A 13,441-nucleotide genomic window follows, 5' to 3' on the forward strand; every position below is an offset into this window, starting at 1 on the left:
CCGGATGGCTGGGATGACAGCCCCTTATCCCCAGGCCACATCGCCCAGAAAGATATAGCCCGCGCCGTAGATCGTCTTGATCAGGCGCGGGTTCTTGGGGTCTTCGCGCAGCTTGGTGCGCAGGCGCGAGATACGCACGTCCATCGCACGGTCAAAGCTTTCGCCCGCCGCCCCGCCGAGCGTCTCCTGCATCGCCTGCCGGGAAATCAGCCGCTTGGGGCGTTCGAGAAAGAGCCGAAGCACCTCGCCCTCGGCATGGGAAAAGGGGGTTTCCGCGCCGCTCTCATCCTCCAGAACATAACGGTCGAAATGCGCCACCCAGCCGTTGAAGCGCGCCACCTCGCCGGTCTGGGGGGCGGGCGTGCCGCGGCGCAGGCGGGCGCGAATGCGGGCCACCACCTCTGAAGGGTCGAACGGTTTGATGATATAGTCGTCTGCGCCCAGTTCCAGCCCGGTCACCCGGTCCTGCACCTGCGCGCGGCCGGAAATGATGATCACCGTTGCGCCCTGCTCCAGCGCCAGCCGGTGCACCAGGGTCAGCCCGTCGCGGTCGGGCAGAGACAGATCGACAAGGCAGACATCGGGATTGGCCTGCCGCAGCGCGGCCTCGAATTCGGTGGCGCGGCCAAAGGCCATGGTGCGGAACCCGGCCTCGGTCAGCGCATCGGCCAGCATCATCCGGATCGCCGGTTCGTCGTCGAGAATGGTGACGAGTGGCGTGGTCATGGGCGATCTCCGGCATTCAGCGCGGCGTCAAGCTGGGCTGCGGTGAAAGGTTTGCGCAACACCGGTACGCGTAGGGTCGCGGCGCGGTGCAGCGGGTCGTCGGGGGGCAGCGAGGTCATCAGCACAAGCGGGCAATCCGGTCCGCGTGGCACGTCTGCGAGATCGAGCCCGGTGCGATCGCCTTCCAGAACGATATCTGACAGAACGGCGGAAATCTCGGGCAATTGGGCGATGAGGGTGCTCGCCTCCTCGACGCTGGCGGCCTCGATCACGCTGTGACCCGCAGCGCGCAGCATGTCGCGCAAGGCGCCGCGCAGGTCGGGGCTGTCCTCGACCAGCAGCACGAGGCCGGGGGGGCGTGCATCGCCTGCGGGGCGCAGCGGCAGACGCAGGGCCACGCGCGCGCCCTTGTCGGTATTGCCCAGAATGATGCGCCCGCCCGCCAGTTTGGTCATGTCATAGACCATCGACAGGCCCAGTCCCGAGCCTTCGCCGCCCTTGGTGGTGAAGAACGGAACGAGCGCGTGGTCGATTGCCTCGGGGCTGAAGCCGGGGCCGGTATCGTCGAGCACGAATTCAAGCCATGTGTCCTGAATGGCGCGTGCGATCAGGGTGATTTCACCGCTGTCGCCACAGGCATCGCGGGCGTTGAGGACGAGATTGAGCAATGAATCCTGCAACATGCCGGCATCGAGCAGATAGCGGGCCTCGGTCGTCTCTCGGGTGATCCGCAGGGTGACGCCCGAGGGCAGGGCGGAGCGCGCCAGCGTCTCCAGATCGCCCAGAAAGGCCTGAAGATCGGTCGGCACCGGCTCGTGTTCGCGCGGGCCGGTCATGTCGGCGATGCGGCCCAACAACCCGCCCCCGCGCCGGGCGGCGGCGAGCGTGGCGTCGATCAGTTCACGCGCTTCGTTCGGCAGGCCCATCCGGCCAAGCCGCGACTGCATGCCCAGAATGATCGTCAGAAGATTCGAGAAATCATGCGCCAATCCGCTGGTCAGCTGCGCCGCCATCTCGCGCCGCCTTGTCTGTTGCAGCGCGGCGCGGGTCTGGCTTTCCTCGGTGATGTCCATCGACAGGATATAGACCCCGCCGCTGTAATGATCGGGGGTGAGCGCCACGCGGATACGGCGCGAGCTTGGCTCGTGCGTGAACTCGAAGACCGACGGCTCTCCGGCATAGGCCTTTTCAAGCTCGGGGCTGATCACCGACCAGGGTTGCGGCTCCAGCACATCGGCCGCGTGCACCCCGATCAGATCGGTGCGGGAGCCGGGCATGACCGAGGTCAAGCGTCGGTTGGAATAGGTATAGCAGCAGTCGGGGCCGATATGGGCGATATGCGCGGGCATCATCTCGGCGGTCAGCCGGGTGCGGGCCTCAGCCTCGGAAATCTGGCGCTTGGCCTCTTCAAGTGCGGTGATCGTCGCCTCAAGCTCGCGGTTGGCGGCGGAGAGTTCCTCGGAATAGCTGAGCAACTGATCCGACAGTTCCTCGGAGCGGGCGCGCAGCAGCGCCTCTTGCCGCTTGGTGCGGGTGATGTCGGTATAGACTGTGACCCACCCGCCCTGCGGCAGTGGCGTCCCTTCGACACTGATCGTGCGGCCATTGGCGCGCGTGCGTTCCATGTAATGCGGCTCGAAGGCGCGGGCGATCTCGACGCGGGTGGCAACGAAGTCGTCGACATCGCCGACATAGCCATAATCGCCGCGTGTCGCGAGATAGCGGATCGTGTCCGAGAAATCGGCCCCCGGCGTCACCAGCCAATCGGGCAGGGCGAACATTTCCTGAAACCGGCGATTGCAGACGACGAGGTGCAGATCGCTGTCATAGATGGTGAGCGCCTGCTGAATAAGGTTCAGCCCGGCCATGGTCATGGCGTCGCGATCGGCGCGGTTGGGGCTCATTCATCGTTCCTCCTGATCATTGGCTAGCACCGCAGGAGACGAGCGCAAAGGCTGTATATGCGCCTGTTACAATTCGAAAGGTTTGCGAAATGTTCACGAAAAAGTTGACGGCGAGCGTGTTTCCCGCACCCTTTGAGGAGAGGAGAATCGCCCCAAGGTGGTCGAAGGTCCGTGCTAGCGGACAATTGGGAGGATGAAAATTGGCACAGCCGTCACAGGCGACGGACGGGATGGATTCCGTTCCGGCGCTCTTGCAACGTAACGCCACACGGTTCGGCAACAAACCCGCATACCGCGAAAAGGAATACGGCATATGGCAATGCTGGACCTGGGCCGAGGTCGAGAAGGAGATCGAGGCGCTTGCGCTCGGGCTGATCAATCTTGGCGTGAATGAGGGTGATTTCATTGCCATCATCGGGCGCAACCGCCCGTATTTCTATTGGGCCATGGTTGCCGCACAATCGGTTGGCGCCATTCCCGTACCGCTTTATCAGGATGCCGCCGCCGACGAGATGGCCTATGTCATGGATCATTGCGGCGCGCGCTTTGCCATCGTGCACGATCAGGAACAGGTCGACAAGCTGATCGAGGTGCAGGAGGGGCTGCACCAGTTGGAACACATGATCTATGTCGATCCTCGGGGTCTGCGCAAATACGACCATCACAAGCTGCACCGCTATACCGACATTCAGGAACAGGGCCGCGCGTCCTATTACGAATGGATCGAGGATCTCAAGGCGCGGCGCGAAAAGCTGACCTATGACAGCGTCTGCGTGATGCTCTACACCTCGGGCACTACCGGCAGGCCCAAGGGCGTGGTGCTGAGCAATCGCAACATCATCGAGGCGTCGAAATCCTCGTCCGAGTTCGATCATCTGACCCGCGACGAGGAGGTGCTGGCCTATCTGCCGATGGCCTGGGTCGGCGATTTCATCTTTTCAATCGGACAGGCCTATTGGTGCGGGTTCTGCGTCAACTGCCCCGAGAGCCCCGAGACCATGCAGACCGACCTGCGCGAGATCGGGCCGACCTATTATTTCGCCCCGCCGCGCGTGTTCGAGACGCAGTTGACCAACGTGATGATCCGGATGGAGGATGCGGGAAAGCTCAAGAAATGGCTGTTCGACCGCTTCATGGCGCATGCCCGCCGGGTGGGGCCGGCGATCCTGGATGGCAAGTCCGTGGGCGGGATGGATCGGTTGAAATACGCGCTCGGCAACCTGTTCATCTACGGCCCGCTCAAGGATACGCTCGGGCTTGGCCGGGTGCGGGTGGGCTATACGGCAGGCGAGGCGATCGGGCCGGAAATCTTTGATTTCTACCGCTCGCTCGGCATCAACCTCAAACAGCTTTATGGCCAGACCGAGGCCAGCGTGTTCATCACGCTGCAACCCGATGGCGAGGTGCGGTCCGACACCGTGGGTGTGCCCGCACCGGGCGTGGAGATCCGCATCAGCGACACCGGCGAGGTGTTCTTCCGCGGGCCGGGGACGTTCGAGCGTTATTACAAGAACGACGAGAGCACCAAAAAGACCAAGGATCCAGAGGGTTGGGTTGCCACTGGCGATGCGGGCTTTTTCGAGGACGGCACGGGCCACCTGCGGATCATCGACCGCGCCAAGGATGTTGGCAAGATGGCCGGCGGGCAGATGTTCGCGCCGAAATACGTGGAGAACAAGCTCAAGTTCTATCCCAATATCCTCGAGGCCGTGGTCTTTGGCAATGAGCGCGAGGCCTGCACGGCCTTTGTCAACATTGACCTGTCGGCCGTGGGCAACTGGGCCGAACGCAACAATATCGGCTATGCCTCTTATCAGGAACTGGCCGGGCATCCGATGGTGCTTGATACCATTCAGGCGCATGTGGAAGAGGTCAACCGCTCTCTGGCGGATGATCCGATGCTGTCGCATTGTCAGGTCAATCGCTTTTTGATCCTGCATAAGGAACTGGATGCCGATGACGGCGAAATGACCCGCACCCGCAAGGTGCGCCGCCGCGTCGTTGAAGAGAAGTTCAAGGATCTGATCGACGCGCTTTATGATGGATCGGCCGAAATCTACACCGAAACCGAAGTGACCTATGAAGATGGGCGCAAAGGCTCGATCAGCGCGACGCTAATGATCCGCGACGCGGCGGTGGTGCCTGTCGAGACAGCAAAGGTGGCGGCGGAATGAACGATATGACACCTGATGGATATACTACCGAGGACGGTCGCAAGATCGGTGCGGTTGTGATGGAAATGCGACATATCACGCTGCGCTTCGGTGGGGTGGTGGCGATCCAGGATATCAGTTTCGACATTCGCGAGGGCGAGATCCGGGCCATCATCGGCCCCAACGGGGCGGGCAAATCCTCGATGCTCAACGTGATCAGCGGGTTCTATCATCCACAGGAGGGTGAGGTCTGGTACAAAGGGGCCAGGCGCCCGACGATGAAGCCCTATGAGGTGGCGCAGCAGGGTATCGCGCGCACCTTTCAGAATATCGCGCTGTTTGAGGGGATGACGGTGCTCGACAACGTGATGACGGGCCGTATCCGTCAGATGAGCGCGGGGCTGTTTTCACAGGCGATCTGGAAGGGGAGGGCCGAACGCGAAGAGGTCGAGAACCGTGAAGTCGTTGAAAAGATCATAGACTTTCTGGAAATCCAGCATATCCGCAAGACCCCGGTGGGGCGGTTGCCTTACGGTCTCAAGAAGCGGGTGGAACTGGCGCGCGCGCTGGCGGCGGAGCCGTCGATCCTGCTTCTGGACGAGCCGATGGCGGGGATGAATGTCGAGGAAAAGGAGGATATGAGCCGCTTTATCCTTGATGTGAATGACGAATTCGGAACCACGATTGCCCTCATTGAACACGACATGGGCGTGGTCATGGACCTGAGCGACCGGGTGGTCGTGATGGATTACGGCAAGAAGATCGGTGACGGCACCCCGGACGAGGTGCGCCAGAACCAGGCGGTGATCGACGCTTATCTGGGGGTGGCGCATGACTGATTTTTCCACATCGGTAACATGCCGGTATCGCGTCTGTATCGCGCCGGTGCCGCGGGACAACACGAAAAACGGAGGCTTGCGCCATGCCTGAGCAGTTTATCTGGGGAATGGAAGTGTTCCTGAACGGGCTCATGGCCGGGGTGCTCTATGCGCTCGTGGCGCTTGGCTTTGTGCTGATCTTCAAGGCCTCCGGCATTTTCAATTTCGCGCAGGGCGTGCTCGCGCTCTTCGCCGCCCTGACGCTGGTCGGGATCATGGAGGGACAGGTGCCGTTCAGTCACCTGATCAACGCGGTTTTCGGCACCGAGGTGCACCATTTCGGATGGACGGTGCCCGCGCTGGGTGCGCTCCTTCTGACCATGGTGGTGATGGTGGCGCTGGCCTGGGCGGTCAATCAGTTCATCTTTCGCCATCTTGTCGGGCAGGAACCGATCATCCTGTTCATGGCCACGATTGGTCTGGCCTATTTCCTCGAAGGGTTCGGGGACATGATGTGGGGCTCTGACATCAAGAAGCTGGATGTTGGCCTGCCGCAGGGGATCAACGGCATGATCGACGAGGTGACCTATAACATCTTCGGCTATGGCTTCTTCATCGACAATCTCGATCTGTGGGCCACGCTGGTGGCGGCGCTGCTGGTGATCGCGTTGGTGATCTTCGCGCAGTATTCCAAACATGGCCGGGCGATGCGCGCGGTGGCGGATGATCATCAGGCGGCGCTGTCGGTGGGTATCTCGCTCAAGTTCATCTGGGTGATGGTCTGGTCGCTGGCCGGTTTCGTGGCGCTGGTCGCGGGCATCATGTGGGGCACCAAATCAGGCGTGCAGTTCTCGCTCTCGCTGATCGCGCTCAAGGCGTTACCGGTGCTGATGCTGGGCGGCTTCACCTCGATCCCCGGAGCGATTGTCGGCGGGTTGATCATCGGGGTCGGTGAAAAGCTGTTCGAGTTCACGATCGGCGCGCCGTATCTGGGCGGGGCCACGGAAATCTGGTTCGCCTATGTGCTGGCGCTGGTCTTTCTGGTGTTCCGGCCGCAGGGCCTGTTTGGGGAGAAGATCATTGAGCGCGTTTGATACGAACCGTGCGGGCGACCGCGTGTCGCTGCGCGCCACGACACCCGCCCAACCGGCAAACCCTTCGATGCGGGAGGCGGTGAAATGCAAAAGCTGATTGCGATTGCCAACGTGGTGGCCTGGGCCGGGTTCTGGTCCTTCGGGTATCTGGCGTTCAGCGCCGGACCAGATCAGAGCGGGCAGATGGTGATTGCCGCCGTGCTGGCCGCTCTGGGCGGCGGGGTGGGTATGCTCGCCTATTTCTGGCTGGTGCGCCACACCGAGGCGACGGGCTATGCCAAGCCCGCCAACCGCGCGCAAAAGCGCGACGACGACGACATTCATGGGGAGGTTCTTCGGTGAGAGAACTGATTGTCTATAGTTGCTATGTTTTCGGAGTGTTGAGCCTAACTAGCGCGGCTTGGCTGCTCACGAACGAACTTTATCTTGCAAGCCTCTATTTGTTCATGTCTTCGATTGGCGTTTTCTCGGTCGGGTTCATTTGTGACAAACTTGCAGGGATTGAGATGGCACTTAATGACGCGGCAAGCCCTCAACAGCCCAAGTTCAATAATAAAGAGCTGCCAACAGATGCCAATTCCGAACCGCGTTTTGAAGACGGTATGGCAGTCATTGATACTGCTGAAGGACCAAAGCGGTTCGCGAACATGACTGAAGCGAAAAAATACCTAGCAGAAAGGTCAGCTTGAAATGTTTTACCGTGAGGCGGGGGATTTCAAGACCTCCTATACCGACGACAGCCAGACCTTTCCGATCAAGTTCGACCGCTATCGCTATTACGTGGTACTGGTCATGGCCTTTGCGGTCGTACCCTTTGTTCTCAATGACTATTGGGTCAACGCGGTCTTTCTGCCGTTCCTGATCTATTCGATCGCGGCGATCGGTCTCAATATCCTTGTGGGGTATTGCGGGCAGGTGTCGCTGGGCACCGGCGGGTTCATGGCGGTGGGGGCCTATGCGGTCTACAAGCTGATGGTTGCGTTTCCCGAGGTCAGCATCTTTTTCCACATTATCATCGCAGGCGGGATCACGGCGGGGGTCTGCGTGCTCTTTGGTCTGCCAAGCTTGCGGATCAAGGGGTTCTATCTGGCCGTGGCGACGCTGGCGGCGCAGTTCTTTCTGGTGTGGATCTTCAACCGGGTGGGGTGGTTCTACAACTATTCGGCCTCGGGGCAGATCAGCGCGCCGGAGCGCACAGTGTTCGGCGTGCCGGTTACCGGGGCGGAAACCGCACCCTGGGCGGCCTATCTATTCTGCCTCGTCTTCGTTGTCGCCTCGGCGATCATCGCGCGCAATCTGACGCGCGGCATGGCGGGGCGCAAGTGGATGGCCATTCGCGACATGGACATCGCCGCCGAGATCATCGGGGTAAACCCGCTCAAGGCCAAGCTGTCGGCCTTTGCCGTGTCGGGCTTTTTCGTCGGGCTGTCGGGGGCGCTGTTCTTTGCGGTCTATCTGGGGGCGGTCGAGGTGGGCGAGGCGTTCGGCATCAACAAGTCGTTTCTTGTCCTCTTCATGGTAATCATCGGCGGGCTTGGCTCGATCTTCGGCAGCTTTGCCGGGGCGGCGTTCCTGGTGCTGTTGCCGGTGCTCTTGAAGAACACGTTGGTGGGGGGGCTGGGCTGGCCCACCGATCTGGCGGCGCATCTGGAGTTCATGATCGTGGGCGCACTGATCATCGTCTTCCTGATCGCGGAGCCGCACGGGCTGGCGCAGCTGTGGCGGGTGGCCAAGGAAAAGCTGAGACTTTGGCCCTTCCCGTATTAGGGCGGGCAACGGGATTGGGCGCGGGAGGCCGCGTTCAAGACAAGACATCGGATAAAAACCAAGGGAGGATAATACCGATGAAACAGAAACTTATGGCAACCGCACTGGCGGCGGCGATGATGGCGGGACCGGCGCTGGCCGAGCTGACCGTCGTCGACACGAGCTATCGCACCGGGCCTTATGCGGCGAACGGCATTCCGTTCTCGGACGGGTATCAGGATTACTTTACCCTGCTCAACGAGCGCGACGGCGGTATCGGCGGCGAGATGATCAACCTCGTCGAATGCGAGACCGGTTACAACACCGAGAAGGGCGTTGAGTGCTACGAGGGCACCAAGGACGAGGGCAACGGCGCGCTGGTCTATCAGCCGCTTTCGACGGGCATCACCTATCAGCTCATTCCCAAGGCCTCCGCCGACGGTATCGCGCTTCATACGATGGGGTACGGGCGCACCTCGGCCAAGAATGGTGAAGTGTTCACCTGGGTGTTCAACTATCCCGCCAACTACTGGGACGGGGCGAGCCACGCGATCACCCATATCCTGAACGAGAACGGTGGCGATATCTCGGGCCGCAAAATCGCGCTGGTCTACCACAACTCGGCATATGGCAAGGAGCCGATTCGCACGCTGGAAGAGCTGAGCGCGAAGCATGGGTTCGAGTTGATGCTGCTGCCGGTCGATCACCCCGGTCAGGAGCAGAAATCGCAATGGTTGCAGATCCGCCGCGAAAAGCCCGACAACGTGATCATGTATGGCTGGGGCGTGATGAACCAGGTTGCCATTCAGGAAGCCGTGAACATCCGTTTTCCGATGGATCAGTTCATTGGCATCTGGTGGTCGGGCTCGGAGAACGACGTGAAACCGGCGGGCGACCGGGCCAATGGCTACAAGGCGCTGACCTTCCACAATCTCGGGTCGGATTACCCGGTTTACGCGGATATTCAGAAACATGTCGTGGACACCGGCAATGCCGCGGGCGCGGGTGATCAGCTGGGCACCGTGCTTTATAACCGGGGCATGTATGCCGCGATGCTGGCCGCCGAGGCGATCAAGACCGCACAGGAGATCCACGGCGTGAGCGCGGTCAATGCAGCCCAGATGCGCGACGGCATGGAGAACCTGGAGATGACCGAGGCGAAGATGGTGGCGCTTGGCCTGCCGAACTTCGGCCCCGAGTTCAAGGTGTCCTGCGCGAACCACGGTGGCAACGGCTATGGTGCCGTGTCGCAATGGGATGCCGAGGCCGGTGAGTTCACCCTGATCACCGATTATTACCAGTCGGATCAGGAGATCATCGGCAAGCTGGTGGCCGAGGATTCGGCGCAGTTCGCCGAGGAGAACGGGATTGAGCCTGGCTGCTGAGGCGTCGTGACACTGTCCGGCCGCCGCACGGGTCGGCGGCCGGACGATTTGAGTATTTTTGGAACGATGAAGGTGGGGTCGACCTGCCTGACTGGGACGGAGAGCTTTGATGCCGGATGCAGGAAAGACCGATGAGGCGCTTCTCGAGGTCAACAATATCGAGGTGGTCTACAATCACGTGATCCTCGTGCTCAAGGGCGTGAGCCTGAGCGTGCCCAAGGGCGGGATCACGGCGCTGCTAGGTGGCAATGGGGCTGGCAAGACCACGACACTCAAGGCGATCTCGAACCTGCTGAAATCCGAGCGCGGCGAGGTGACCAAGGGCACGATCCACTATCGCGGCGAGCGGGTGCAGGATCTGCCGACCTCGGATCTGGTGAAAAAGGGCGTGGTGCAGGTAATGGAGGGGCGGCATTGCTTCGAGCATCTGACCGTCGAGGAAAACCTGCTGACCGGGGCCTATACGCGGGGGGCCTCGCGCGGCGATATCGACGCCGATCTGAACATGGTTTACGACTATTTCCCGCGCCTCAAGGAGCGCCGCAAATCACAGGCGGGCTATACCTCGGGCGGGGAGCAGCAGATGGTGGCGATCGGGCGCGCGTTGATGAGCCGCCCCGAGACGATCCTGCTGGACGAGCCGTCGATGGGGCTGGCCCCGCAGTTGGTGGAGCAGATTTTCGACATCGTGAAATCGCTCAACGAGCAGCAGGGCTATACCTTTTTGCTGGCCGAGCAGAACACCAATGTCGCGCTGCGCTTTGCGCATTACGGCTATATTCTGGAATCGGGCCGGGTGGTGATGGACGGCCCCGCCAAGGACCTGCGCGAGAACCCTGACGTCAAGGAATTCTACCTTGGCATGTCGGACGAGGGGCGCAAGAGCTTTCGCGACGTGCGCAGCTATCGCCGCCGCAAGCGGTGGCTGGCGTGATCCGGTTCGCGTTTCCCCAGACCCACGCCAGAGGATGATGGCATGACCGACTATTTCGACGCCCAAGAGACCCGCAGCGCCGCAGACCGCGCCGAGGCGCTGGCCCGCGACCTGCCTGCGCAGATCGCACGGGCGCAGGGATTGCCGGGTTATAATGGGGCCTTGGACGGGGTGGAGGCGCAGCGCATCACCGATGCGGCGGCGCTCTCGGCGCTGCCGGTATTGCGCAAATCCGATCTGGGGCGCGCGCAGGGCGCGGCGGCACCGTTCGGCGGGCTGACTGGTTTGCCTGCCTCGGGGTTTGCGCATGTGTTTCAATCCCCCGGCCCGATCTACGAGCCGGGCGGGGGGGGCCACGACTGGTGGCGCATGGGCCGTTTCCTGCATGCCTGCGGCGTGGGGCGGGGCGATATCGTGCAGAACTGCTTTGGCTATCACCTGACGCCTGCGGGCATGATCTTTGAGAACGGCGCGCGGGCGGTGGGGGCGGCGGTGCTGCCCGCGGGCACCGGCCAGACCGAGTTGCAGGCGCGCGCCGCGCATGACGTCGGCGTCACCGCCTATGCGGGCACGCCCGATTACCTCAAGGTCATTCTCGACAAGGCCGGGGAGATGGGGCTGGACCTCAAGATCACCAAGGCGGCGGTGGGGGGTGGGGCGCTCTTCCCGTCGCTGCGCGCGGAATATGCGGAGCGCGGGATTGCGTGCCTGCAATGCTATGCCACCGCCGATCTGGGCAATATCGCCTATGAGAGTGCCGCGCAGGAGGGGATGATCGTCGATGAGGGCGTGATCGTCGAGATCGTGACCCCCGGCACCGGCAACCCGGTCGCCCCCGGCGAGGTGGGCGAGGTGGTGGTAACCACGCTCAACCCCGATTACCCGCTCATCCGGTTCGCTACCGGCGATCTGAGCGCGGTGATGGAGGGGGAGAGCCCCTGTGGCCGCAGCAATATGCGCATCAAGGGCTGGATGGGCCGCGCCGATCAGACCACCAAGATCAAGGGCATGTTCGTGCGCCCCGAACAGGTGGCGGCCCTGGTGGCGCGGCACGATACGATTTCGCGCGCCCGCGTGATTGCCAGCCGCGAGGGCGAGGCGGATGTGATGACCGTGCGGATCGAGGCCACCGGCGGAGAGGCCGATCATTATGCCGGGGCGGTGACCGAGGTGCTCAAGCTCAAAGGCCGGATCGAGGTGGTGCCGCCGGGCAGCCTGCCCAATGACGGCAAGGTGATCGAGGATCTGCGCAGCTACGAGTGAGGGGTGCCGAAATCTTGAAAATATTTCGGACCGCGATCTGTTGAAGATCGCGGGTGCGCTTAGTTGAACCGGTTAGCGTCATAGGGGGCGAGGTCGATATTGGGGCGTCGTCCGGCGATCATGTCGGCGATGAGCCGCCCGGTCTTGGGCCCTGCTGTCAGGCCGATATGCTGGTGCCCGAAGGCCGCGTGTACGCCCGTGCCGCCTATTTCGCCGATCAGCGGCAGGCTGTCCGGGGTCGAGGGGCGAAAGCCCATCCATTCCTCGACGCTGTCATACTTCAAATCCGGGAAAACCTGTGCCGAGACGCGGCGGATGAGATCGAGCGGCGCGCGCGACGGCCCCTTTGTGATGCCGCCCAGTTCCACGGTGCCTGCGCAGCGCAGCCCATGGGCCATCGGGTTGACCGCGAATTTGCCATTGGAGATCATCAGCGGGTGGCGCGGCATCTGCGAAGGGTTTTGGAAATGCAGGTGATAGCCGCGCTCGGCTTCCAAGGGCACCTTGAGGCCAAGCTTGCGCATCATCGGTTTCGACCAGATGCCCGCCGCCAGAACAGCCGTATCACAGGACAGCGTGCCTTGATCGGTCACCACGCCGGTGATGCGCCCGTCGATGAGGGTGATGTCGCGCACCTCGGCGCGGCGGTACTGCCCGCCCTCGGATTGCAGAACCTTGGCGAGATCGGTCATGTAGGCGAGCGGGTCGCGGATATGGCCGTGGTCCCTGAGCAGGGCGAGGCATTGGGTGGCGGGGCCAAGCATCGGCTCGACCTCCTGCACTGCGGCCCCCTCGATCATCTCGGGGATATGCCCGGCGGTGCGCTTCATCTCCCAGCCGTAGCTGTCGGCGTCAAAGGCTGCGCGGCTGGGATAGGCATAGGCGAAATCGCTGGTGGCGAGCCAGTGTTCGGCCGGTGTGCCGCGCACAAGCGCGCGGTGCTGGTCGACGCTGTCGCCGATGATGGGGATCAGCCCCTCGACCATGCGGCGGGTGCCCTCGGGGGTGGCGTTGCGAGTGAACTGCCAGAGCCACGGCAGCAGGCGCGGCAGGTAGGACCATTGCAGGAACAGCGGCGAGCGCGGGTTGCTGAGGTATTTGATCGCGGTGGGAATGAGATCGGGGGTGTTGACCGGCACGATGGCCCATTGCGCGAGCAGTCCGGCATTGCCCTGTGATGCGCCCGCGCCGGGATAGTCGCGATCCACCAGCGTGACCGCGTGGCCCGCGCGGCGCAGCCAGATGGCGGCGCTGAGGCCGCAGATGCCGGCACCGATGACGATGATGTTCTGGGGGGTGGTCACGGGCGGCCTCTGGCTGATGTGTCGCGGGATCGTCGCCACCTAAGCGCAGCGCGCGGCGCGCGGCAAGGGCATGTGAGGGGGGGGGGCCAAAGAAAAACCCCGCCCGGTTGAGGG

Annotated in this window: 12 protein-coding genes; 9 read left to right on the forward strand and 3 right to left on the reverse strand. The window is 62.4% G+C overall.

What is annotated here, in order from left to right; all coding sequences use genetic code 11:
- Nucleotides 1–24 precede the first annotated feature (24 nt).
- Both BHD06_RS02475 and BHD06_RS02480 read right to left on the reverse strand, forming a co-directional pair.
- The gene (locus BHD06_RS02475; RefSeq protein ID WP_080455373.1) at nt 25–726 is read right to left on the reverse strand and encodes a response regulator transcription factor; all 702 of its coding nucleotides are present in this window, start codon (nt 724–726) and stop codon (nt 25–27) included.
- The gene (locus BHD06_RS02480) at nt 723–2,630 is read right to left on the reverse strand and encodes a PAS-domain containing protein (RefSeq protein ID WP_080455374.1); all 1,908 of its coding nucleotides are present in this window, start codon (nt 2,628–2,630) and stop codon (nt 723–725) included. The genes BHD06_RS02475 and BHD06_RS02480 overlap by 4 nt, the downstream gene beginning before the upstream one ends.
- Before the next feature lie 230 nt (nt 2,631–2,860).
- Here BHD06_RS02480 and BHD06_RS02485 point away from each other — a divergent pair, with 230 nt between their 5' ends.
- The 9 genes from BHD06_RS02485 (at nt 2,861) to BHD06_RS02525 (ending at nt 12,023) form a co-directional block, all read left to right on the forward strand.
- Nucleotides 2,861–4,804 (forward strand): AMP-binding protein, encoded by a 1,944-nt coding sequence (locus tag BHD06_RS02485; protein ID WP_080455375.1) that lies wholly within the window; start codon nt 2,861–2,863, stop codon nt 4,802–4,804.
- Complete coding sequence (locus BHD06_RS02490) at nt 4,801–5,622, forward strand: ABC transporter ATP-binding protein (RefSeq protein WP_080455376.1); 822 nt, start codon at nt 4,801–4,803, stop codon at nt 5,620–5,622. Before BHD06_RS02485 ends, BHD06_RS02490 begins: the two co-directional genes overlap by 4 nt.
- A gap of 83 nt (nt 5,623–5,705) precedes the next feature.
- Nucleotides 5,706–6,695, forward strand: a complete 990-nt coding sequence (locus BHD06_RS02495; protein ID WP_080455377.1) for a branched-chain amino acid ABC transporter permease — start codon at nt 5,706–5,708, stop codon at nt 6,693–6,695.
- 84 nt (nt 6,696–6,779) lie between these two features.
- On the forward strand, nt 6,780–7,037 hold the full coding sequence (locus BHD06_RS02500) for a hypothetical protein (protein ID WP_080455378.1): 258 nt from the start codon (nt 6,780–6,782) through the stop codon (nt 7,035–7,037).
- Nucleotides 7,034–7,384 carry a hypothetical protein gene (locus BHD06_RS02505; RefSeq protein ID WP_139784613.1) on the forward strand — a complete coding sequence of 117 codons (351 nt, stop codon included), beginning with the start codon at nt 7,034–7,036 and terminating at the stop codon, nt 7,382–7,384. Before BHD06_RS02500 ends, BHD06_RS02505 begins: the two co-directional genes overlap by 4 nt.
- Before the next feature lies 1 nt (nt 7,385).
- On the forward strand, nt 7,386–8,462 hold the full coding sequence (locus tag BHD06_RS02510; RefSeq protein WP_080455380.1) for a branched-chain amino acid ABC transporter permease: 1,077 nt from the start codon (nt 7,386–7,388) through the stop codon (nt 8,460–8,462).
- 77 nt (nt 8,463–8,539) lie between these two features.
- On the forward strand, nt 8,540–9,826 hold the full coding sequence (locus tag BHD06_RS02515) for an ABC transporter substrate-binding protein (protein ID WP_080455381.1): 1,287 nt from the start codon (nt 8,540–8,542) through the stop codon (nt 9,824–9,826).
- 109 nt (nt 9,827–9,935) lie between these two features.
- Nucleotides 9,936–10,760 (forward strand): ABC transporter ATP-binding protein, encoded by an 825-nt coding sequence (locus BHD06_RS02520; protein WP_080455382.1) that lies wholly within the window; start codon nt 9,936–9,938, stop codon nt 10,758–10,760.
- 42 nt (nt 10,761–10,802) lie between these two features.
- Nucleotides 10,803–12,023, forward strand: a complete 1,221-nt coding sequence (locus BHD06_RS02525) for a phenylacetate--CoA ligase family protein (RefSeq protein ID WP_080455383.1) — start codon at nt 10,803–10,805, stop codon at nt 12,021–12,023.
- Nucleotides 12,024–12,082: 59 nt separating this feature from the next.
- Here BHD06_RS02525 and BHD06_RS02530 read toward each other — a convergent pair whose 3' ends face one another.
- On the reverse strand, nt 12,083–13,327 hold the full coding sequence (locus tag BHD06_RS02530) for an FAD-binding oxidoreductase (protein ID WP_080455384.1): 1,245 nt from the start codon (nt 13,325–13,327) through the stop codon (nt 12,083–12,085).
- Nucleotides 13,328–13,441: the final 114 nt, after the last annotated feature.

This window comes from Roseovarius sp. A-2, assembly GCF_002072155.1.
Classification (GTDB): Bacteria; Pseudomonadota; Alphaproteobacteria; order Rhodobacterales; family Rhodobacteraceae; genus Roseovarius.

Coding starts and splice junctions, on each gene's coding strand:
- BHD06_RS02500 (WP_080455378.1), top strand. CDS start 6,780: ATGCAAAAGCTGATTGCGATTGCCAACGTGGTGGCCTGGGCCGGGTTC.
- BHD06_RS02490 (WP_080455376.1), top strand. CDS start 4,801: ATGAACGATATGACACCTGATGGATATACTACCGAGGACGGTCGCAAG.
- BHD06_RS02495 (WP_080455377.1), top strand. CDS start 5,706: ATGCCTGAGCAGTTTATCTGGGGAATGGAAGTGTTCCTGAACGGGCTC.
- BHD06_RS02515 (WP_080455381.1), top strand. CDS start 8,540: ATGAAACAGAAACTTATGGCAACCGCACTGGCGGCGGCGATGATGGCG.
- BHD06_RS02520 (WP_080455382.1), top strand. CDS start 9,936: ATGCCGGATGCAGGAAAGACCGATGAGGCGCTTCTCGAGGTCAACAAT.
- BHD06_RS02480 (WP_080455374.1), bottom strand. CDS start 2,630: ATGAGCCCCAACCGCGCCGATCGCGACGCCATGACCATGGCCGGGCTG.
- BHD06_RS02525 (WP_080455383.1), top strand. CDS start 10,803: ATGACCGACTATTTCGACGCCCAAGAGACCCGCAGCGCCGCAGACCGC.
- BHD06_RS02485 (WP_080455375.1), top strand. CDS start 2,861: ATGGATTCCGTTCCGGCGCTCTTGCAACGTAACGCCACACGGTTCGGC.
- BHD06_RS02510 (WP_080455380.1), top strand. CDS start 7,386: ATGTTTTACCGTGAGGCGGGGGATTTCAAGACCTCCTATACCGACGAC.
- BHD06_RS02475 (WP_080455373.1), bottom strand. CDS start 726: ATGACCACGCCACTCGTCACCATTCTCGACGACGAACCGGCGATCCGG.